This window comes from Salicibibacter cibi (genome assembly GCF_016495865.1).
In the GTDB taxonomy this organism is placed as follows: Bacteria; Bacillota; Bacilli; order Bacillales; family Marinococcaceae; genus Salicibibacter; species Salicibibacter cibi.
Map to the genome: position 1 here is coordinate 2,213,586 of NZ_CP054706.1, position 20,894 is coordinate 2,234,479.

The window sequence follows — 20,894 nt, forward strand, 5'->3', positions numbered from 1 at the left end:
CTCACTGGGATTGTTATACTTCTCTGTGTTTTCGGACACAATGGAGGTAAATCAGATAGCCTTATGTAAAAGATTGCATGTGGTATGGAGGTTTATATGAAGGAAAGAGAGAGGCGCTTTGAGCAGAGTAGGAAGAAGCTGAAAGAAAAACAGAAGCAGCGAAGGGCCGAAATTGAAAAATCCAGGGCAAAAACAGCAAAGTTTCAAACAAATCTCAGAAAGAAGCTCATGGAAAAATAAGTTTCCATTCCTAAAATAAAAAAGCCTCGTTAAAAAAGGCTCTTCACCAAAATCTATGGCTGAAAAACTAGGGGCAATTATGATTGGTAGTGACCGCTACGGAAAAACACTACGCTTTCCATGGGCCCCGAGCTCAGCCTCCTCGGAAAAAAAGAATTCGCTTTTTTCCTGCGGGGTCTTCGCCCTGCGCTTTCCCACAGGAGTCTACGTGTTTTTCCTTCGCTCACTAGTGTTATTACCATATTTAGGGAATGCTGAACAACTTGCAGCTATCAGCTGAAGCCGGGATGCCGCTTCCATGGCTTCGCTTTCCGCGGACGAACGGAAAATACTTATGTGCCAGTCTTTTTCCGCTATTCAGCATTCCCTATTTAATCACGAATATCAACCATTGATTTTAGTGTTGACCCTTAAAAAATAAAGGCTTTTTGTTCGTACTATTGTCCTGCTAACTCTTTGATACGTTTTTTAAACTCTTCTGTTTTCTTCTTGCTTTGTTCCAGTTCGTATTTTCTTTCTTCTTGACGTCGTTCAATCATTTTTTGTGTTTCTGATTTTTCCTTTCGATTGCGAATACTCTTTTTACGGGTTGTTGTCATAAGAACACACCCTTTCGCTTCTTAATAGATTACATTTTCTATTCATCTCAATTAAGTTACAATGAGTCTCAATGATTTGATGAAAGTTCAGTTCCGAGAGCAAAGCTTGTCCTTCTATTATATCTCCTCGCCTTAAGATATTCAACTCACTATCCTTCTCTTTTGATCCCTTGTAGAAGGTTACTATCCAACTTTCACTTGAATAGTGTATATTAACGCGAAATGAAATCCCAATATCGCTTTCATAAATGCCGTCAGAATGAATGGTGTTGAATTGTTGGCTTGCTATGCTATTTGTATCGGTGACATACAGTTTATTCGGTATGTCTCCTCTTGGATAATACTGATACAGCAAATGCAATTCTTCGCTGTTCTTATCGAGATGGAACACAGTATAGTGAAAATTCAAAAGATATAAATGTTCAAAATCCAGCTTTTTTCCTTCAATAAGGCTAAAGTTTTCAGAAAGGTTTTTAACGAAATCACTTAACATGACGACATTTGATTCATTGCTTTCAAGTAGCTTTACATATTTATCTTTTTCATCTTGTATCTCATCGGTTCTCTTCGTAACTTCTTGATAAATTGCTCTTACAGCCTTATCCCCACTGTTTCTCATCATATAATCAATGGCTGAAGAAAGGGATGAATCGTCATCTAAGAAGGGTTCGATAATGTTATACTCATTGCTCCGAATTCTTCTGTAGGCATCAATGTGAAAAAAATAATCATTTTTCCAATTCGTCATTTGAACCAATGTGTATCCCACGGTCAAGAGATACCAAACCAACAAAATAACCAACCAATAAGTCGTAGTATCTGTGATGTAGCCTTGTATTGCGAGTACAGTTGGAAGCGCCGGTACAGTTGCTAAAAAAGCTAGCAAAATGGTGATGATGTTGATAACCGGCGTCACTTTAATTCTCGATTTTCCCAAAATCACCAAATTCCAAAGTTGTTTCAAAGGGTGATAAAGCAAAAGTGGCAACCACATGCGTTCCATTCCTCGCTTGTTTTTCACAACACGATAATTCCTTTTCGAGGTTTCTATTAGTGGGCTCAGATGCTCTTTTAGATGGTACATTTTATGGTCTAGATTAGGCTCATTACACATGGGCAAGCCTCCGATTTTTCTATATTATAACACATATGTTCGTGTTTTGTGATCGGAAACATGATAAGTGAAACATTCTTCGGCAAAAAAACAACGGCTCTCGGCTACATCACCGTAGATTGGAACTTTCCAAAGTAAGCATCCCGCTGGACGATTGCAGTATTTTCATCATTGTCCCCAACCATCTACGCCAATTTATCTTAAGTAAAATAACATCCATACTTGCTTCGCCCATTATTGTGATTTGTGCGTTATGATGATCGATTTTGCCTATTTTATTATTTTAAAAATATTTACTATAAAGTATAAAAGCGAATACATTTTACGCTGAAACTATTTTTTGTGTAGACTGATGATTATCTCGAATATAGAATCATTTTAAGAATATAAAAAGGCGGCATTGACCTTTTAGGCAATCATCGCGATGATCTTCCGCCTGAATATGTTAGATGGCTTGAAAAGGGATACAATATGGATATACATGATATCATCAAGGAGGACATAGACCTTTTATTTCGTTTAGAAATTGAATATATTAAAATCACATTATTCAAAGTCTACGACATCATAAGCAACAATCTTGGGCGATCGACTTAACAAATGATTCGACTTTGCAAATACCAATTTTGGCTTAACCATATATGACGCCATTTCGGCAAGGTATATTTGTGCAGTTCTGAATCTGTCAGGATTGTAATGGTCCCTTTCACCTAGCCTGCGGCTACAGGAGCAGCAACTTTGCATGGTAACGGACTCTGCAATGAGTGGTACATTTCCTTGGCGGTATTCAATACTTAAATAAACGCAAAAAAACCGGCGGTCATGCGTGCCGGTTTTTATACTCTGGGTTATTACTCATCATGCTCATTTAACCATTCAACTAGCACCATTAATTAATAACCTCCTTGATCAACCCCTTCATCTACAATTTCAGTTTCCCGTAAGTCAAAAAGGCCGCTTGGAAGCTGAATAAACCCTTCAACGCTGTCAGAAATACCTATTCGAAAATCATCGTAAATGATTGGTACGATGGGGGCATCATCAATAATAATTTGTTGTGCTTCCTCATATATTTCTAGACGCTCATCTTCATTTTCTTCGTCTACCTGGCGCCCGGCTTCCAAAAGCTCATCTACTTCATCGTTCGAATAGAATGTCTGGTTTCCTGAAGGTCCTTGATTATCTGAGTGAAAAACTGGATACAACCCATTATCCGCATCGCCTGTTACAGTCGTCCAACCAAGCATAACCATTTCATATTCACCAGCGCCCGTAGTTTCAAGTAATGAACCCCACTCTTGTTGCTCAATGGAAAGATCGACATTGATTTCTTGAAGTTGGTCTTGAACAACTTCAGCAACCTGAAGATTAAGTTGATCAGCGTCTTCTACCAATAACGTAGCTTCAAAACCATCTTCATAACCGGCATCTTCCATCAATGATTGTGCTTCTTCCACATCGTACTCTATAGGATCGATATCCTCGCTATAGCCAAAGACAAGAGGATTTAAAGGTCCGATCGCTTGTCCTCCGTATCCATCGTATATTCCTTCTATAATGGTATCTTTATCAATCATCATAGAAATCGCACGACGAACTTCCGAATCATCAAATGGCTCAGCATTATTATTCATTCCAATATAATCCATGCGCCAACTTTCGGTAGAAGAACTATCTGCTCCTTCCATACTTTCTAACTGTCCCGCTTGTTCTGGTTCAACATTATCAGCTACATGTGCTTCATTGTTTTCTACCATGCTGATTCGGGTTAATTCTTCATCAACAACTTGAAAAGTGGCCGAATCCAGAGAAACCGGACCTTCATGATAGTCATCATACTGTGTGAGAATAACCTCGTTACCCTGAGCCCAGTTTTCCAATTTAAATGGACCTGTTCCTACTGGCTCTGTATTCAAATTACGTCCGCCATCCTCCTCTTCTTCAATGGCTTTAGCGCTCATCATTCCTCCACCATCGTGTGTCAAATTAGCAGGTAGTGGAGCAAATGGATACTCTGTAGTAATTTGAACAGTATAATCATCAATAGCTTCTACCGTTTCAATCATTTCATATAAAAACATTTTTTCAGAGGCAAATTCCGGATCAGTCACCCGCTCAAGCGTTGCCACCACATCTTCTGCATCAAATGGTTCCCCATCATGAAAGGTAACGTCTTCTTTCAATCTAAATTCCCAGGTGTGATCATCTATCTGCTCATAACCATCGGCTAACTCTGGTTGAATCTCCATATTCTCATCGTATTCAACAAGTTTGTCATAGAGATTCGTGCGGATATGTGCGGACGACGTATCATTAGAACCATGTGGATCAAGATCAACTGCATCCGCAACCACTGTCAACACCAGGTCATCGCCTCCGCTGTCACTGTTATTCGTTTCGCCACTACCTTCTCCCTCTTCTTGTGGTTCATCCGAACAGGCTACGAGTAGCCCAGATAATAAAAATAAGAGAACTCCACCCACAAAACGTCGTTCTGGCCTTTTCACAGCACCGATGCTCCTTCTTCGTTGGTTTGAAAATCTTCTATTCCGATTCCGAATAACAAGTTCGTGATCTCCGTCTTTAGCGTTATTAAATATGTAGATTTAATTTGAAAATCCTCAGATATTATCCTTTCAATTACCTCAATCACTCTCCCCTCTCGTCATCCCCAACCCCGGCCGCGCCTCGATATTCTCCTCACTCAACGCTTCAATAATAGCCAAATGACTCACGCCCGCCTTTTCAAGGTCCATCGTCAACACCGTCAACCAACGGTTCGACTTACTCCATTCAAGCTCAGGGATAAAATCCACCCCCGACAACCCACTCAACGCCTCATCATACCGTGCAAAAACTACCCTCCAATACGCCACACGCTCATCCACCACTCCAATTGCCCGCGCCCGACACGAGCGCAATCACAGGCACCCATGTTGGTAATGGAGCACTGGTTCACGGGATTGGTTGCCAGAAAAGGGGAACATCCAGTGCCTACGATTCGTTGGAAACGTTGACACCGCCCTGAGAGGTGATAATTTTATTTCCATTGAACTCATTACTCAAGGGTTCCGCTCCATCTTTAATCATCGGCACACACCATACGCCCGGCAGCAGAGCTCCCCACTCAGATAGTCCTTGTCTGTATATATTTCATACAATTCCAATGCTGTCAAAAATAATCAATGTGATGATGGCGATTACTGATGCCATTGCTGGTGGTAAAGAAACATATTTGATTCCTTGCTTTGTCGTCAGGTTAAAAAACTGGCTCATAACCCAAAATCCGCTGTTGTTTAGGAAAATTAATGTTAACGTCCCCGCTCCAGCTGCCAGTACAAGTACTTCGGGCGACAATCCCAGCACACCCATCATTGGAGACGTAATGGCTGTTGCTGCAATAGCGGAGGTTGTGATTGATCCGATAAATGTCATGAGAATAACAGCAATAAAGTATGGAATTAAAATAGGTATAATATTTGTTTCAGCAATCATATTTGCTAATTTTTCAGCTGAATCCATGGAACTAGCTATATCTGCCATCGCCCCACTCATAGCCGTGATTAGTAGCGGAAGAATCGCAATAACTAATCCCCTGCTTATCCATATGTTGAATATGATTTTATGAAATGAGGTATCATTATCAATATCAGAACTATTTTTAATCGCTGAAGCCCGTACATTTTGCTTGTAAAGAAACGCAAGCATCATCACAAAGATAACACCGATCAACAACGCTACAACACGGTCACCCATTGTTGTTAAGACAGTATGTATCCATGACCCTTCTGCCATATACGCATCCGCAAATGAGGCAGAGGATATAAAAATAACAGGCAACACCAATGGCATGAATGCTATAAATGCCGGCGGAAATTTAACCTTGGCACTTGCATGTCCAATATCCTCAGTAAATTTTTCAAGAGGAACGATGAACTCTTTGGCTACCCATTTTTTCATAATCAACCACGTTCCGAAAAATGCGATGATACTCAGTATCACTCCCCAAAAAATAACAAAACCCAGATCAGCACCAACGGATAACGATGCAGCGAGAATTCCGGGTGTAGGAGGAACAAGAGCATGTGTCACTATCAGCGCTAACCCAGTAAAAGTAGCCATCGTTGACATTGATATTTTATGCAAATGCGCCATTCTAGAAGCAATGGGAGCCAACAGCACCATCGCAACATCACCAAAAACCGGAATAGATATAATAAATCCAGTTAAGGATGGAGCCAATTCCAAACGCTTACCCTTAAATAACTTATTGAAAAAATGAGCGATAGAGTCAGCAGCTCTTGTATCTTGTATTCCCATTGCCAAAATAGCACCTAAAATAATTGTTAAACCAACACTAGCTATCGTAGCACCAAAGCCTTCATTGATGAGTTCGATCGTCTCAAGAAGCGAATAGCCAAAAGAAACCCCCATCCCTATTGCTGTCAACAAAAGCGCCAGAACCGGGTGGACATTTAACTTAACAATCATCAGGACTAAAACAAGTAAACTTACAACTAAAATTATAACGAATAGTAACGGATCCATAGGCACCCTCTCATATACTTAATAAAAACTATTTACTGTTTACCACTTTTTGAATAACCTCAATAACTCTACTCCCCCCCCCCCCCTCCCGTCATCCTCGACACTGAAGGCAAACACAACTCGTATCAGAACAACGACTGCTGATGCATAAGCTTCCACACGGAGCGCGCCTCGATATTCGCCGCACCCAGCACGTCCAATTGCCCGCGCCCCACACCGGCAACAATATTGCTCATCCGATAATTAAACCCAACCCCACTGTGCTCATAGTGTAACGCCGGCTCCCGCGCCTGGGTCGCCAAACGTACCACTCTTCTGCCCGCGATACTCACTCCCCAACGATTCCGCTGCATCCTCAATAACAGGAACGCCATACGACCGGCACATCCGCGCACTTTGCCCGTATAAATTCACGACAATCACGAACCCAGGCAGCTCTCCCCGCCCCAACACCCTCTCAAATTCCTGCATGTTGTTTTCCAGCGGTGCAGTCCGGTTTAAATCGAACGCTTTTTGTATGTATTTTTATAAAAAAATGCAATCTTGTTGTTATGAGATAATAACATCCTGCCTCTATCCATCATTCTTCATCGGTTTTCACGTGCGCCAAAGGCTAACAGTCCATCATACATATGATACATAACAACGGCTCCACCGTTACATTGCTCCACAACCATGCCAAACATCAACACGTGTCCAACACAAACACTATTGTACCAAAAAATGCAAAGCATGACTGATGGATTTCATTTATTTTTTCATATAGTCCATAAAAATCAATTTTTATTACTGATTATCAAAAATTATAATACTTTCTGGGGAATAGCTTAGGGAACGGCGCCGGCGCCGTTCCGGGAAGGATTTTCCGTGAGCACAATACAATCGGCCCGCCATTAGTGAGAGGAATGCTGACAATGCTGAAAATGGGTGCCACTTATTACGACCGGCATGCTTCCAGTTCCAATGATCAGGAGCCTGCTCAAGTGCACACAGATACAGGATCCTGGAGATCAGATGTAGACCACCCTCACCCCTTACCTGAACATGTTGTCCGGCCACAAACAACGTTGGAGCATCGAGCACGCCATGCACTACCAACCCCCGCTTTCTTCTATGAGTTTTTCGACTTCCTCAATGTCTAATCCAGTTTCTTCAGCAACTTCTTTAACTGAAAATCTCTTTAGCATTTTCTTTGCTAATTCCCGTTTAGTTTCTTTGACAGCTGCTTCTCTTTCTTGCTCAATCTCCTTCTCAATGATCCTTCCAACCTTCGTCATGCTTAACCACTCCCTTATCTTGGTAGAAAATTCATCATCTATAAATTTATCCCGGTGGTAAGCGCCCGTAAAACTCCCGCTTCAAACCCGGAAGCGAGAGTTAACGAGCGACTAACACCCCGATTTGTTCAACTAACCATCAGAGGGAAACCGCCTCTGATGGAAGTTTCACTGTATCAGTTACTGTCAGTATAACGGCGATGACTTGGACTTGTTCCCGTTCATCCGGTATATTTCTTGCCAAATTAATGGATTCCCGTGCCATTTCTTCGCGAGACTTCGTACTGTTCATTAAAGGAAGAAAGCTCAACTTAATCAGTTCCTCATGAGTCAGTGGTTCATCTCTTTTTATTTTATCACTTATCTTCTCCAAGATCACGTCTCCATTATGCTCACTAAGCAGAACAGCTCTTGACTGAACCCCTATATCCCCAGCGTTCAGGCGCTCTCCCACGCTGACCACATCGCTCGTGTATATCACCACGAGGCGAATGGCTCGGACCACTTTTCCTTCTTGATATTCTCGGTCTAAAATTCGCTGAGCGTAGTCGAGATATTTGATATGGTTTTCATCGATACGATTATCGCTCTCATATTCCAGCATAAGAACAGAGCCATCGTCCAACAGAAACTGTGTATCCGAGCGCCTTTCATCTGCCTGAACTTTCGGCATGGCCGTCGGTAATAACTGACTGATTTTAGGTAATCCTTGAATACCAAAAGCATCTAGAGTTGCATCTTTATAAAGCTCACTTAAAAACTTAAACAGCACATCTTTATTATGATATGAAATGCCTTCTGTCATAACTTTTCCTCCTTCATTTAAAAGGAACATAAGTTTGGTAATGTAGCATGATCATATCATAACAGAAGTTGCATTACAAACAAATGTTCTAATCGCAAAAGGAAAACGAGATATTTGAATTATTAGAAAACAAATGTGCGATTTTATTCCTCTTCAATTACACCCTTTTTCCCAATTTATTGCTATAAGTACCAAGGTAAATCATCGAACAACGCTGCTCCGAAAGGACTATCAATGAACAGCTTTCGAACCCCCTCGCCTTGCCCTCCGTTTGACGTCATTTATCACGACTATACCCCGCTCGTCCATCGTATGATCCGCCGACTCTACATCCATAGCAATCATGACGATTTTTTACAGGTTGGCTATTTGAGTCTTTGGTATGCATATCGGGATTATGATGAAGCGAAAGGACCCTTCTCTTCGTACGCGTTTATGCGCGTCAAATACGAAATGCTGACAATGTTATGAAAAGACAGCACCTATGGATGATTGATCTCACCATCCACGGATCAAGCCCCTCACATAATCGCCGTCGAATGCTTTGCTGTGGTAGTAAAAAGAACCATTTTTTGTCGACCACAATAACATCCCTCGTCTATTTAAGAAGATGCATCGGTATCGCGGCTATCCCAACGGTTTCAGCCTCAGCAGGGGTACAGTCTGTAACATCGGTCCCGGAACTCGCCTTTCCATTCGACAACTAGCATCTGGACATTCGAAAGCAAGCGTTAAAGGCACATATATTCGATACAATTATGTCAGGTTTCATTTCATTCTAAAATAAGAGGGTTATAACAAAAGCTCCGGTGGCCACACCGCTACATTTCACCCCAACCCATTCATTGACATTAAAATCCCAAGTACTAGCATTATTTCATTAATATATTCGACTTCAATACACCGTGAATATGCTATAATAAAAGTAAATCATAGCAAGGTGGCGTATTAATGAAATCAAAGGTGCTGAAACGAATCCCACTCGAACGACTCATGGACCTCAAGATAGATTACGCCTTCAAACAGCTTTTTGGCAATGAAAAAAACAAAGAGATTACCGTTGTATTTCTGAACGCCATTTTGCAAAAAACCGGTAGAAATCACATCATAGATATTGCTTTCGAAAACACGGAAGCAGGTGGAGAAGACCGTGATGATAAGCGTTCGAGGCTAGACTTGTTAGTGACGACCGATGCCGGTGAAGTCATTAATGTTGAGATTCAATTCACAAATCGGCACGACATGATTAAACGTTCCATGTATTATTGGGCAGGCACCTACCGCCGGTCCTTTAAAAAAAGGATGGCTTATAAAGAATTGCATCCGGTCATCGCCATTAACATTCTGAATTTTGATATCTTTGATCGAACTGATCGATTTCATACCACCTACCACTTATATGAAGACGAAGAAAACTTCCGATTGACCAATGACATGGAATTTCATTTTATCGAAATGCCCAAACTAATCAACGATTGGAAAGCCAATAAACTCGACCCATGGAGTGATGTCTTGGCTCGGTGGCTTTTGATGCTCGGCATTGTTGATCGCAAAAACGATAAGGTTTATGCTGACATTTACAAGGAATTGGGGGCAATAGCCATGAAAGACGAAACTCTATACGATGCTTTCAACCACTGGGAAGAACTCAGCTCGACAAAGGAACAGCGTGTTGCCTATGAAGAGCGATCAAAAGAACTTATGGATCAAGAAGCCGCGGAACGAGAATACGAACTTCGCGAACAGGAAGCTGTGGAAAGAGGAGAAGAGAGAGGAAAGAAAAAGGCAAATGAAGCGACTGCCCGCAGATTATTGACAATGGGTATGGACGTTGAGACAGTAGCCAAGGGCTCGGGTCTTGATGTGAAAAGAGTCATTGAAATCCAGCGGGAGATGCAATAACAGCTGAGTAAGGACGCCAGAATTTTCTTGGGGTCCTTTCCATATGATATGATGCAGTCGAAGATCCGTGCATGCTCATCTCAACATCCGCTCAACAACCTCAATCACCCCTCCAACTCCTCCCCATCCCCGACGGCAAACACAAACACACCCAAACAACTCGTCCGACACACTCCACCCCTCATCATCCGGGTTGCTCCCCCCAAACAACGGCCGTAGGTGCATTTGATTCATTTTAGTATATTAAGCCCCTCGCTTACCTATTTTATTGCAACACATTACCTACCTTGATTTTTACTATTCTCCATAAAAGATTGCGGATTATTACTTTTTTAATTCTTAAGAACCAAATATATTCCATTAATTATCTGTATTTATAGGTCGTTTAGTGGTATATTTATAATGCTATGTGGAATAAGGGGGGGGGGGGGCGGCGTTATTCCGAGAAGGAATTTCCGCGAGCAATAATCAATCGGTCCGCCAAATCGAGTACATCTCAAAGCAGTACACACCGTTAGTAAAAGAGGAGTTATTTATGATATGAAGGTAATTGTTGGAACCAAAGATGATCAAGAAGTGTACGATGGGTGTGTATTACCTGCCACAGAACCGGACGTCATGGAAACAAGGGATTAGATTTTTGATTGGCATGAGGAGTATATTTATCCAAATCGAAACATCCTATCCTTAAAAGTAAATGAAGATCCAAAAGTTCAAGCATTGATGTCCTATGTGGTGGACGAAGGGTTTATTCTTATCGAGCTTCTTGAGTCCGCTCCTTCCAATCATCATCAACAGTCTGCACTAAAAGTGACACCAACATTGCTCACTGCTGCCGCAGTTATTAGTTTTGACCATGGATTTTACGGATATATTGCAATTCATATTAAGCATCATCCATCGGTGATTTCACATTATCAACGATATGGAGCAGAAATTATACGGCCAAATCGCATGGCTTTATCAACCATTGCCTCAACCCGTCTCGTTCAGTTATACTTGAAGAAAGGAGAGCGATAGGATGTCTACAAGTCGCGAGTTTTCAGAAATGACTGATGGTGAATTAGCCCACTATATCGATACTGAATTAAACGGCGTTTATGCCATCCCTCAAGAATCTGAAGAGAAACGGGAAGAAACACGCCGCATCATCAAAGAAATGAAGGAAAAGGACCCAAATGTCCCCTCTTATATAGACACCTCTAAATTAAAAGCAGATGAATCAAAGTCCTCGAAATAATCGAGGATTTTTTTTATATTTTATGCGACTCAATATTCTTCGCACCCAACGCTTCGACAATATCCAAGTGTGTAATCACCGCTTCTTCGGGACCCACCATCAGCGCCGTGAGCCAAAGGTTGAGTTTCATTTAACAATTAATGTTGAAAAGATCATCTCAATAACCCCTCAACAACCCCAATCACCCTATCCTGTTCCCCCTCCGTCATCCCCGACCCAGAAGGCAAACACAATCCAAACCCAAACAACGCCTCCGACACACTCCACCCGTCCTCATGCGCATAATACGCCGCCCCTTCAAACAACGGCTGCAGATGCATCGGCTTCCACACCGGCCGCGCCTCAATAATATCCAAATGGCTCACGCCCGCCTTCTCAGGATCCACCGTCAACGCCGTCAGCCACCGATTCGACTTACTGCCCTCCAACTCAGGCATAAACGCCACCCCCGGCAACCCACTCAACGACTCATCATACCGCGCAAAAACAGCCCGGCGCTGCCCCACACGCTCATCCAACACGTCCAACTGCCCGCGCCCCACACCGGCAACAATATTGCTCATGCGATAATTAAACCCAACCTCACTATGCTCATAATGGAGCGCCGGCTCCCGCGCCTGCGTCGCCAAAAACTGTGTCCGCTCCAATGCTCCCACATCACCGGAAACCAGCGCACCTCCGCCGGACGTCGTAATAATTTTATTCCCATTAAACGAATACACACCAAAATCGCCGAACGTACCACTCTTCCGGCCTAAATACTCACTCCCCAACGACTCCGCCGCATCCTCAATAACAGGCACCCCATACGCCCGGCAAATCTCCATCAATCGATCCATCCGCGCACTCTGCCCATACAAATTCACGACAATCACAGCCTTCGGCAACGTCCGCACGCCGCTATACGTAGCCAATGCTTTTTCCAATGCGTTCACTTTGTTAACCAACGGCACGATCCAGTTTTACTCAAAAGCTTCTTAGTCAAATAAAAAAATGCGTTTTCGATTGCTATGTTGTAATGAAACCCATTTTCTATTTATAATCATTCATCGGTTTCGCTGTCATCTCATCGGTTTAAGCATAGCAGGGATTCAATATGTAACATCGGCCCCAGGTCACACTCTGCTTTATTCAAACACAAGCCTCACAGAAATCGACACACGCCCAATGCCAATTATCTCTTATATTAAGGGTATTTTTTTCGGTTAAAAGCCAAGCTATATTAATTAGCTTGGCATCACACTTTTATTCATTTTTCTCCTCAATTTCATTTACTTCATCGATGTCTAAACCGGTGATATCGGCGACTTCTTCCGAAGACATTTTCTTTAACAGTCGCCTTGCAATATCTCTAGACTTCTCTTTTTTTGCTTCTTCAGCGATAAGTCTTCCAACCTTAGTCATTCCCATCCACCTCCTTAACATTGTAGCGAATTCGTTGCTAACAAATTTATCCGTTGCTGTGAGTATGCCTGCAATAACTTGCATTTGCTGCCGTTCATCTTTGATTTGTTTTGCCAATTCTACAGAATCCCGCACGTTCTCCTCGCGGCTCTTCGTGGTATGCATTAAGGGGAGGATACTCAGTTTCATGAGTTCCTCATGAGTCAATTCCTCTCCTCTTTTTATTTTATCACTTATTTTCTCCAGTATCACATCTCCATTATAATCGCTAAGCAATATGGGTTTCGATTGGATCCCTACATCCCCAGCATTTAAACCTTTTCCAACTCTCGCTACATCGCTTGTGTAGATAACCACAATATGAATAGGTTTAATGCTTTTGCCCTCTCTATACGCTCGATCCAAAATCCTTTGAGTGTAGTCAAGGTATTTAATGTGATTTTCAATGATTGAATGATTGCTTTCATATTCCAACATGAGGATAGATCCATCTTCCAGTAAAAACTGGGTATCCGAGCGCTTTTCATTAGCACTCACCTTTGGAAGGTTGCTGGGCAATAACTGTTTAATCTTGGGCATGTCTTGCAAACCAAAGACATCTAATGTTGTATCCTTATACAATTCACTCAAAAATTTAAATAGTACATCTTTATTATGATACGAAATCCCTTCAGACATATTTTTGTCTCCTTTGCTTAAAGGTGATTGCCAGTTGTACTATTTCAATTATTATAATAGCAGACTCCGTAACATATAACAAACATTTGTTCTAAAATAGTCGCTGGGATTATCATTACTGTAAATCATGAACGAGAGTCATTAGACGTACGGTGCATGATTACGGGCGATTGGTTAGACTAAAAAATATTCAAACCGGCGAGGATCCACCTGCCGGTTTTTTAGGTTTAAATATTACTATGGCCAAGATGATCATCTCATTACCTCAACAACCTCTCAACAACCCCAATCACCCTACTCTGCTCCCCCTCCGTCATACTCGAACTAGAAGGCAAGCACAATCCATACCGAAACAGCTCATCCGACACACTCCACCCGTCCTCATGCTCATAATACGCCGCATCCTCAAACAACGGCTGCAGATGCATCGGCTTCCACACGGGCCGCGCCTCGATATTCTCCGCACTCAGCGCTTCAATAATATCCAAATGACTCACGCCCGCCTTCTCAGGATCCACCGTCAACGCCGTCAGCCACCGGTTCGACTTACTGCCCTCCAACTCAGGCATAAACGCAACGCCAGGCATATCTCCAAATGCATCATAATATCGCTCAAAAACACCCCGCCGCTGCGCCACACGCTCATCCAGAACGTCCAACTGCCCACGCCCGACACCAGCGACAATATTGCTCATCCGATAATTATACCCAACCTCACTATGCTCATAGTGTAGCGCCGGCTCCCGCGCCTGCGTCGCCAAAAACCGCGTCCGCTCCAATGCTCCCACATCACCGGACACGAGCGCTCCCCCGCCCGACGTCGTAATAATTTTATTGCCATTAAACGAATACACACCAAAATCGCCGAACGTACCACTCTTCCGGCCTAAATACTCACTCCCCAACGACTCCGCCGCATCCTCAATAACAGGCACCCCATACGCCCGGCAAATCTCCATCAACCGATCCATCCGCGCGCTCTGCCCATACAAATTCACAATAATGACAGTTTTTGGCAAAACACCGGCGTCACTCGCTTCCCCCAACGCACGCTCCAACGCCCCAGGCGACATATTCCACGTCGCCGGCTCGGAATCAATGAACACCGGCCGCGCACCCTGATACAAAATCGGATTCGCAGTAGCCACAAACGTCAGCGAGGAACAAAACACAACATCCCCCTCGCCCACATCAAGCTGCCGCAACGCCAAATGAATCGCCGCCGTCCCCGAACTCAGCACGGACGCACCGGCAACACCATTGTACGCCGCCAACGCTTCTTCAAACGCGTTCACATTGTTGCCGAGCGGCGCGATCCAGTTTCGCTCAAACGCTTCTTGTATGTATCCTTGTTCATTTCCGCCCATATGCGGAGCAGATAAAAAAATGCGGTCTTGTTGTTTTGACATAATAAATCCCTCTTCTATGTATAATACTTACTCTAATCCAGTCTGTAACAACAACCCCGGATCCCAGCGCTACAATCGCCCACAAACCTTCCAGAAATCGACACGTATCTATTCCTATTATCTCTTTTTTACCATAAAATTAAAAGAGCCATCGGCGAATTTTCATTGCAAAGAACCGTGAAAAACACGAACTTTATTAAACATTTCATCCCATTTTGAGCACAAAAAAGCCTCAGCGTTATATTGGTACGGAAACGACCACTTACGCGAAGGCTTGATCTCGTTTATAAATGACTTGACCTGTTTTCATAATTTCTACCAAAAAACCGCTGCGATCCTTATTTTTTTCCACCAATATGGGTTCCATTCGTACATCGATGTCACTGTCAGTATGTGCTGTGCCATTCCCATAAGAACCAAATAAAACAACCATGTCAATTTTTCATTGTCTACTTCGGTTTATTCGTAATCCCATAAGGTATATGAGCCGAGGGAAAAGCATGGGCCACATCATCAATATTTGCAGCTTGATCATCGAAAAAGATATGTGGCTTGTATATGTCTAACACCTTCCGTTTACTCATTCCACCTAAAAAAATGGCTTCATCTACTCTTATATTCATCTTCCTTAAAGTGGTAACGACACGGGTATGAGCAGGCGCATTCCTCGCTGTAATGACAGCAATCCTGATCTTAGGCTTCACAGATGTATCTTCTTCTCTTGAGAGCTCTTTGCTTTGGATTAAATGGATTTTACTTAGAAAACCATGAAGAGGCCCCTCCGCCATTGCTTCCAAGCCATGTTCTTTTTCATGTTCCTGGTAAACCGACAAGTCTCCGGATTCCTTGTAAATTCTCTCAGATGAATCATCAGCAATAATGCCATCGAAATCAAAGGCCAAACGCAGCTCGTTATCATCAACATTATCTTCATAATTTGTTGAACGCACGACACCCGCCGGTAACCCTTCTGAAAGTGCTTCTTCAACATCCGCTTGATTCCCAGTCAAAAATAAAGAGGCATTAAATGCTTCCATGTATGAAAATGGGTTTTTGCCTGCTGTGAAAACGGCTCGACTTATAGGCAGCTCATATTTTTCGATGGAGCGAAAGACCCGCAGACCCGTATCAGGATCATTTCGAGAGAACAACACAATTTCGATCAAAGGATCTGCAGAACCTTGATTCAGACTTAACAACCTTTTCACTAATGGAAATACCACACCCGGATCCAACGATGAATACTCATTTTCCCGTTGGTACTCACGATATACATCTTCACCCTCTTCGCGAAAAACTCTATCTGACTCCGACAAATCAAAAAGTGCACTGGACGCAACAGCTATGACCAGCTTTCCTTCCAAAGAATACGGCACTGTGGCACTACTCCTTCCGTTTAGATGAACATTTCTAGCTCTTGCATAAAAGAAACCCCCGTCCGCGCCTCCAACTCGACATCACGATGGTCTATGTATCATTCTTCATTGGTTTTGCGGCGGACACCCAAGACTAACATTTCATCAGGAATAATACATAACATCGACACCCACCGCTACAATCCTCCACAACCACGGCACGTGTCTTGATAACACTATTATACCAAGAAGTGAAAGCGACAGAAATTCAATTTATATAATAGTCCATAAGAAGTAATTTTTATTTAAAATTATCAGAATTTATACTGATTTATGAATCGTTTGGTGCTATAGTTATAGTACCCTGGGGAATAATCTGGGGGACGGCGCCGTTCCGGGAAGGAATTTCCGTGAACAATCATCAATCGGCCCGTCAGCAGTATTCATTCGAAGACATCTATCAACAGTACACACCGTTAGTGCATGGGATGCTTCAACGACTCCACATTCACAGCAACCATGAGGACTTTTTGCAAGCAGGCTATGTAGGACTTTGGCTTGCATACCAACACCATGATGGTGAAAGAGGATCATTTCCCGCTTATGCCTTCCTTCGTGTCAGAGGAGAAATGTTGGCGATGCTGAGAAAGGATGCCAATTATTACGATCGGCACTCCTTCAGTTCCAATGATCAGGAAAATGTGGACATGGCCATGTCAGAATCCTGGATGTCAGATGTAGACACCTTAGCCCCATATTTAAACCGGTTATCCGACCGCGAACAACGTTGGGTTATCGAGCACGCCGTGCACGACCTCCCCCGCGCATGATCGCCGCCAAGTACAACGTTTCCGTCGAAACCGTTAAAGGCTGGCGGAAAGGAGCACTTGCGAAACTAAGAAAATATGTAAAATGAATCGAAAGCCTGCAGTTACTACGCTGCAGGCTTCTATACGAAAACAATAATGTTCCTTTGGGAAACATAATCTCAAGGGTTTTTAGTGTTGGTGCCACAGGCACGCAGAAATGGTTCTTCTTGTCATTGTCCTTGAACATCCAATAAAAAATTACAGTATCAATGACTCTAAATCACGTGGATAATCTGTTAACCATTCGCAACCATATCTGGACACAACAAGTGTATCAGAATGTCGAAAACCACCAACATTGGGGATATAAATGCCTGGCTCTATTGTGAATACCATCCTTTCTTGAATGATAAGATCATTATCAAAACGTATATATGGTTCTTCATGCGGGCTCAAACCAATGCCATGTCCAGTTCTATGCACTGCATAATCTTTGTATCCTTCCCTAATGAAAATGTTACGGGCAATATCGTCAATGTCCCCGGCACGAACACCTGGTTTAAGGGCTTCAATAGCAGCACTTTGTGCCTCTACCATTGTATTGAATGCCTTCTTTTGTTTATTAGTTGGCTCACCGATAAAAATAGTACGTTCGAGTTCTGTTCGATAACCATCAATGCCCACCTGACGCGTATGGATCATGACGTCTCCTTTTTGCAATTTTCTTGAATTAGAAAAAACATGTGGCATTACGCTTCGTTCAGTACCCGATGGCGACATACCAATAATTTGAATAGTGGAGTTTGGATGGGTCTTTGGGATTTCGCTATACAAAAACGAATTTCCTTGATCATCAATTTCGAGTTCACTAACACCTGGTTTACTATACTGTAACGAAACTTGCATAGCTTGATTGATCCAACGACTTGCTTCACGGATATGTTCAATTTCTTCGTCCTCTTTAATATAACGCATTTCCACGATTCTTTGGCCGATATCTTTGATCGTAGCGCTTTGAGGAATAACATACTGAGTGAGTGTAATCGGTGCGCTATCAATATCAAGCGCTAGCGTTTGTGAACTAACACTTTCAATAGCGTTTTTAAGTGTCGTAAAATACGAGTTACTTCCTTTATCTACTTCATACTCAAAATAAACCTGTAAATCATCAACAACAGCTTTATGAGCATGATTCTCTTCAAGACTTGGTATTATAAACTGTGTACGTTTTTCATCAATTAAAAGTGTGATAGGACGAGAGTAAGTAAATGCTTTAAAGCCTGTTAAAAAGTACTGATGATCTGGGTCTGTTACTATACTTAAACTTATGCTTTTCTCTAACATGTAGCTCCTCAATTCATTGATTCGTTTATGATAATTATTCATTATACCAACTCCTCATATAGCAATATCTAGAAGTATCCACTCTCTTAGATATGGTTAATTTTATAAGGGCACATGTAATATTCCTTTCGGAAATTCTAGCGCCATAACATTTTCGAAAATAATTAATAGCCCAACAATCAGAACGACACTTACAATAATGGCTAACCAATTGAAATCAGTTCTTTTTTTCAAAAAAGCAGTAATGAAACCTGCAGCAGCGATTTTAAAACCTAAAATAAAAATTAACAGAAAGAAACTGGCCACCCAAAGAAAGTTAATAGCGGCCACCTTGAATTTGTGAGTCATAGGAATCTCATATTCATTCCCGTTTTCTTGATCGTTCGGTGTTGCCCCTTGCCTTTTGTAGTGAAATAATGTTCGCACTTGTGACAAAATATTAATTGCTGAAAATAAAGTACCGGCAACGCCAACAACTAATGGAAAATACATAGCTGTGGGTGAAAAATCCAGGGATATCCAAGTTACACTAGCAAATATTAAAAATAGGATAATGCAGAAAACAATCGATAATTTGAGCTTTATCATTTTTTAGCCCTCTTACTTTTATAAGATTTAATAAAGTTGACCAAAGGACCGTACAAAAATACTAAAAATATAATAACCCCAATGATGATAACACCCGGACGTGTCAACCAATCAAATCCATAACGACCTATTGAAATGAATAAATATTGTTCAGATGGAATTGCCAAAACGACTCCAATAATCAAGGGTATTCTAGGCCAATCCAATTCTCTCAAAATCCAGGCAAGGAAACCCAATGTTAAAAGCAACAAAAGATCTCCCCAATCTCGAGAAGCTTGGTATGCACCGACACTTATGATTACGAGTAGAAAGGGGACAAATTTATTAGGGTTAATCGTAGTTAACAAACTTACTGGCTTTGCTATAAAAAAGCACAAACCCGTGGCGAAAATGTTCGCAATAACTAGTGTCCATATGATGGAAAGAGTTATTGGCATATTTTCATCAACCATGCTCGGCCCAGTCTGTACGCCCATAAGAATAAGCCCTGCCATAAGAACGGCTGCGGTACCACTTCCAGGAATCGAAAATAGTAATGTTGGAATTAATATTCCACCATCCTTCGCATTGTTGGCACTTTCAGGGGCGATTACGCCACGTATATCTCCCGTTCCGAATTTTTCATTATTTTTAACTGTTTTTTTAGCAAAAAAATAAGCAATCCAGTCTATAATGCTAGATCCGACTCCAGGTATAGCTCCCATTAATGTTCCTAACAACTAGCCACTTGTTTCTGAATACATCCACGAGACCCTGATAGTTGCTTCCTTCAAGTTTTCCTGTACTTGATATTTTCTTTTCCGAGGATACAAGTTGAATGAGTTCCGGTATGGCGAAAAAACTCAACACGAGAACAACCAAGGGTATTCCATCGTACAAATATAACCAATCAAATGTAAAACGATATTCAGGCGCAGCTGGTGCTGCTCCAATAGTACCTAATAATAGTCCTACAAGCCCTATTAAGATGCCTTGTGTAGGTTTTTTTCCTAATAACATACCCATAATACAGATCCCTAATAATGTTAGCATGAAAAGTTCTGGGGAACCGAAACTCAAAATCACCGGTCTAATAATTGGAATAACTAGAAATAAGACGATGCCTCCAATAATACCTCCAAACATCGATGAAATAAAAGCAGCTGATAAAGCTCTTCTGGCGTGTCCTTGTTGAGCCAATGGATAACCATCCACAATCGTGGCTTGGGATCCAGCTGTTCCGGGTATTCCAAACAAAACCGAGGGGAATGTATCTGACGTTTGAGTGACTGCGAGTACACCGATCATAAGCGCTATGGCAGAGTTGGGATCCATCCCAAATACGAAAGGAAGTACAAGCGCTATTCCAACAGTCCCGCCCAGTCCTGGTAGAATTCCAATGAGTATACCTATCAACACACCTAGAAGCATGAATAATAAATTGATAGGATCTAATACAGTAGCTAAAGCTTGCATAGCTGCCTCAATCATTCTAATTCCCCTCTTACTAAAATAAAATTAGATGTTATCTTTCAGCGCTGATTGCCTATGCGGTTCGTATGGTATCGAGAAGCGCCCATTCTTCCACAAAAGGGCGCATCCG

The 20,894-nt window shown here is 42.1% G+C and carries 21 protein-coding genes and 2 pseudogenes; 6 read left to right on the forward strand and 17 right to left on the reverse strand.

The window, feature by feature from the left end; translation table 11 throughout:
- Positions 1 to 96: 96 nt before the first annotated feature.
- The gene (locus HUG20_RS11165) at positions 97 to 240 is read left to right on the forward strand and encodes a hypothetical protein (protein ID WP_200084768.1); all 144 of its coding nucleotides are present in this window, start codon (positions 97 to 99) and stop codon (positions 238 to 240) included.
- A 437-nt stretch (positions 241 to 677) separates the two neighbouring features.
- Here HUG20_RS11165 and HUG20_RS11170 read toward each other — a convergent pair whose 3' ends face one another.
- The 8 genes and pseudogenes from HUG20_RS11170 to HUG20_RS11205 form a co-directional block, all read right to left on the reverse strand.
- Positions 678 to 839, reverse strand: coding sequence for a hypothetical protein (locus HUG20_RS11170; protein WP_200084769.1), 162 nt, complete (start codon positions 837 to 839; stop codon positions 678 to 680).
- Positions 823 to 1,860: a hypothetical protein gene (locus HUG20_RS11175; protein ID WP_200084770.1), complete on the reverse strand. Its 1,038-nt coding sequence runs from the start codon at positions 1,858 to 1,860 to the stop codon at positions 823 to 825. Before HUG20_RS11175 ends, HUG20_RS11170 begins: the two co-directional genes overlap by 17 nt.
- A gap of 986 nt (positions 1,861 to 2,846) precedes the next feature.
- Entirely contained in the window at positions 2,847 to 4,460 is a 1,614-nt protein-coding gene (locus HUG20_RS11180) for a glutathione ABC transporter substrate-binding protein (protein ID WP_200084771.1), read from the reverse strand.
- 138 nt (positions 4,461 to 4,598) lie between these two features.
- Positions 4,599 to 4,829: a hypothetical protein gene (locus HUG20_RS11185; RefSeq protein ID WP_200084772.1), complete on the reverse strand. Its 231-nt coding sequence runs from the start codon at positions 4,827 to 4,829 to the stop codon at positions 4,599 to 4,601.
- 277 nt (positions 4,830 to 5,106) lie between these two features.
- Positions 5,107 to 6,501, reverse strand: coding sequence for a GntP family permease (locus tag HUG20_RS11190; RefSeq protein ID WP_200084773.1), 1,395 nt, complete (start codon positions 6,499 to 6,501; stop codon positions 5,107 to 5,109).
- A 188-nt stretch (positions 6,502 to 6,689) separates the two neighbouring features.
- Positions 6,690 to 6,942, reverse strand: a pseudogene (locus HUG20_RS19530) (DegT/DnrJ/EryC1/StrS family aminotransferase); the annotation flags it as partial.
- A gap of 650 nt (positions 6,943 to 7,592) precedes the next feature.
- Positions 7,593 to 7,778: a hypothetical protein gene (locus tag HUG20_RS11200; RefSeq protein WP_200084774.1), complete on the reverse strand. Its 186-nt coding sequence runs from the start codon at positions 7,776 to 7,778 to the stop codon at positions 7,593 to 7,595.
- A gap of 139 nt (positions 7,779 to 7,917) precedes the next feature.
- Positions 7,918 to 8,583, reverse strand: coding sequence for a transcriptional regulator (locus HUG20_RS11205; protein WP_200084775.1), 666 nt, complete (start codon positions 8,581 to 8,583; stop codon positions 7,918 to 7,920).
- 234 nt (positions 8,584 to 8,817) lie between these two features.
- Between HUG20_RS11205 and HUG20_RS11210 the strand changes: the two genes are divergently transcribed.
- From HUG20_RS11210 to HUG20_RS11225, 4 genes are all read left to right on the forward strand, one after another.
- Positions 8,818 to 9,054, forward strand: a complete 237-nt coding sequence (locus HUG20_RS11210) for a sigma factor (protein ID WP_200084776.1) — start codon at positions 8,818 to 8,820, stop codon at positions 9,052 to 9,054.
- Between the two features lie 480 nt (positions 9,055 to 9,534).
- Positions 9,535 to 10,485 (forward strand): Rpn family recombination-promoting nuclease/putative transposase, encoded by a 951-nt coding sequence (locus HUG20_RS11215; protein ID WP_200084777.1) that lies wholly within the window; start codon positions 9,535 to 9,537, stop codon positions 10,483 to 10,485.
- 723 nt (positions 10,486 to 11,208) lie between these two features.
- Entirely contained in the window at positions 11,209 to 11,505 is a 297-nt protein-coding gene (locus tag HUG20_RS11220) for a hypothetical protein (RefSeq protein WP_200084778.1), read from the forward strand.
- A gap of 1 nt (position 11,506) precedes the next feature.
- Entirely contained in the window at positions 11,507 to 11,725 is a 219-nt protein-coding gene (locus HUG20_RS11225) for a hypothetical protein (protein ID WP_200084779.1), read from the forward strand.
- Positions 11,726 to 11,877: 152 nt separating this feature from the next.
- On the opposite strand, the pseudogene HUG20_RS11230 reads toward HUG20_RS11225, so the two are convergent.
- The 5 genes and pseudogenes from HUG20_RS11230 to HUG20_RS11250 form a co-directional block, all read right to left on the reverse strand.
- Positions 11,878 to 12,654 (reverse strand): annotated as a pseudogene (locus HUG20_RS11230) (DegT/DnrJ/EryC1/StrS family aminotransferase); the annotation flags it as partial.
- A 316-nt stretch (positions 12,655 to 12,970) separates the two neighbouring features.
- Positions 12,971 to 13,807: an RpnC/YadD family protein gene (locus tag HUG20_RS11235; RefSeq protein WP_200084780.1), complete on the reverse strand. Its 837-nt coding sequence runs from the start codon at positions 13,805 to 13,807 to the stop codon at positions 12,971 to 12,973.
- Between the two features lie 260 nt (positions 13,808 to 14,067).
- The gene (locus HUG20_RS11240) at positions 14,068 to 15,216 is read right to left on the reverse strand and encodes a DegT/DnrJ/EryC1/StrS family aminotransferase (RefSeq protein WP_200084781.1); all 1,149 of its coding nucleotides are present in this window, start codon (positions 15,214 to 15,216) and stop codon (positions 14,068 to 14,070) included.
- A gap of 262 nt (positions 15,217 to 15,478) precedes the next feature.
- Positions 15,479 to 15,649, reverse strand: a complete 171-nt coding sequence (locus HUG20_RS11245) for a nucleotidyltransferase domain-containing protein (protein WP_200084782.1) — start codon at positions 15,647 to 15,649, stop codon at positions 15,479 to 15,481.
- Positions 15,650 to 15,665: 16 nt separating this feature from the next.
- Complete coding sequence (locus HUG20_RS11250) at positions 15,666 to 16,592, reverse strand: 5'-nucleotidase (RefSeq protein WP_200084783.1); 927 nt, start codon at positions 16,590 to 16,592, stop codon at positions 15,666 to 15,668.
- A gap of 389 nt (positions 16,593 to 16,981) precedes the next feature.
- Between HUG20_RS11250 and HUG20_RS11255 the strand changes: the two genes are divergently transcribed.
- Positions 16,982 to 17,401, forward strand: a complete 420-nt coding sequence (locus tag HUG20_RS11255) for a sigma-70 family RNA polymerase sigma factor (protein ID WP_200084784.1) — start codon at positions 16,982 to 16,984, stop codon at positions 17,399 to 17,401.
- Between the two features lie 237 nt (positions 17,402 to 17,638).
- Here the strand turns inward: HUG20_RS11255 and HUG20_RS11260 are convergent, their stop codons facing one another.
- Genes HUG20_RS11260 through HUG20_RS19540 form a run of 4 tightly spaced genes read right to left on the reverse strand, consistent with a single transcriptional unit; the run spans position 17,639 to position 20,782 of the window.
- The gene (locus HUG20_RS11260; protein ID WP_200084785.1) at positions 17,639 to 18,766 is read right to left on the reverse strand and encodes a M24 family metallopeptidase; all 1,128 of its coding nucleotides are present in this window, start codon (positions 18,764 to 18,766) and stop codon (positions 17,639 to 17,641) included.
- Between the two features lie 60 nt (positions 18,767 to 18,826).
- Positions 18,827 to 19,312 (reverse strand): tripartite tricarboxylate transporter TctB family protein, encoded by a 486-nt coding sequence (locus tag HUG20_RS11265; RefSeq protein ID WP_200084786.1) that lies wholly within the window; start codon positions 19,310 to 19,312, stop codon positions 18,827 to 18,829.
- Complete coding sequence (locus HUG20_RS19535) at positions 19,309 to 20,031, reverse strand: tripartite tricarboxylate transporter permease (RefSeq protein WP_281392400.1); 723 nt, start codon at positions 20,029 to 20,031, stop codon at positions 19,309 to 19,311. Before HUG20_RS19535 ends, HUG20_RS11265 begins: the two co-directional genes overlap by 4 nt.
- The gene (locus HUG20_RS19540; protein WP_281392401.1) at positions 19,988 to 20,782 is read right to left on the reverse strand and encodes a tripartite tricarboxylate transporter permease; all 795 of its coding nucleotides are present in this window, start codon (positions 20,780 to 20,782) and stop codon (positions 19,988 to 19,990) included. The genes HUG20_RS19535 and HUG20_RS19540 overlap by 44 nt, the downstream gene beginning before the upstream one ends.
- Positions 20,783 to 20,894: the final 112 nt, after the last annotated feature.

Bases quoted from the DNA above. Each gene is read 5' to 3' on its own strand.
- HUG20_RS19540 (WP_281392401.1), bottom strand. From the start codon at position 20,782: ATGATTGAGGCAGCTATGCAAGCTTTAGCTACTGTATTAGATCCTATC.
- HUG20_RS11165 (WP_200084768.1), top strand. From the start codon at position 97: ATGAAGGAAAGAGAGAGGCGCTTTGAGCAGAGTAGGAAGAAGCTGAAA.
- HUG20_RS11200 (WP_200084774.1), bottom strand. From the start codon at position 7,778: ATGACGAAGGTTGGAAGGATCATTGAGAAGGAGATTGAGCAAGAAAGA.
- HUG20_RS11235 (WP_200084780.1), bottom strand. From the start codon at position 13,807: ATGTCTGAAGGGATTTCGTATCATAATAAAGATGTACTATTTAAATTT.
- HUG20_RS11170 (WP_200084769.1), bottom strand. From the start codon at position 839: ATGACAACAACCCGTAAAAAGAGTATTCGCAATCGAAAGGAAAAATCA.
- HUG20_RS11265 (WP_200084786.1), bottom strand. From the start codon at position 19,312: ATGATAAAGCTCAAATTATCGATTGTTTTCTGCATTATCCTATTTTTA.
- HUG20_RS11225 (WP_200084779.1), top strand. From the start codon at position 11,507: ATGTCTACAAGTCGCGAGTTTTCAGAAATGACTGATGGTGAATTAGCC.
- HUG20_RS11260 (WP_200084785.1), bottom strand. From the start codon at position 18,766: ATGAATAATTATCATAAACGAATCAATGAATTGAGGAGCTACATGTTA.
- HUG20_RS11190 (WP_200084773.1), bottom strand. From the start codon at position 6,501: ATGGATCCGTTACTATTCGTTATAATTTTAGTTGTAAGTTTACTTGTT.
- HUG20_RS11215 (WP_200084777.1), top strand. From the start codon at position 9,535: ATGAAATCAAAGGTGCTGAAACGAATCCCACTCGAACGACTCATGGAC.
- HUG20_RS11205 (WP_200084775.1), bottom strand. From the start codon at position 8,583: ATGACAGAAGGCATTTCATATCATAATAAAGATGTGCTGTTTAAGTTT.
- HUG20_RS11210 (WP_200084776.1), top strand. From the start codon at position 8,818: ATGAACAGCTTTCGAACCCCCTCGCCTTGCCCTCCGTTTGACGTCATT.
- HUG20_RS11240 (WP_200084781.1), bottom strand. From the start codon at position 15,216: ATGTCAAAACAACAAGACCGCATTTTTTTATCTGCTCCGCATATGGGC.
- HUG20_RS11245 (WP_200084782.1), bottom strand. From the start codon at position 15,649: ATGGTTGTTTTATTTGGTTCTTATGGGAATGGCACAGCACATACTGAC.
- HUG20_RS11220 (WP_200084778.1), top strand. From the start codon at position 11,209: ATGTCCTATGTGGTGGACGAAGGGTTTATTCTTATCGAGCTTCTTGAG.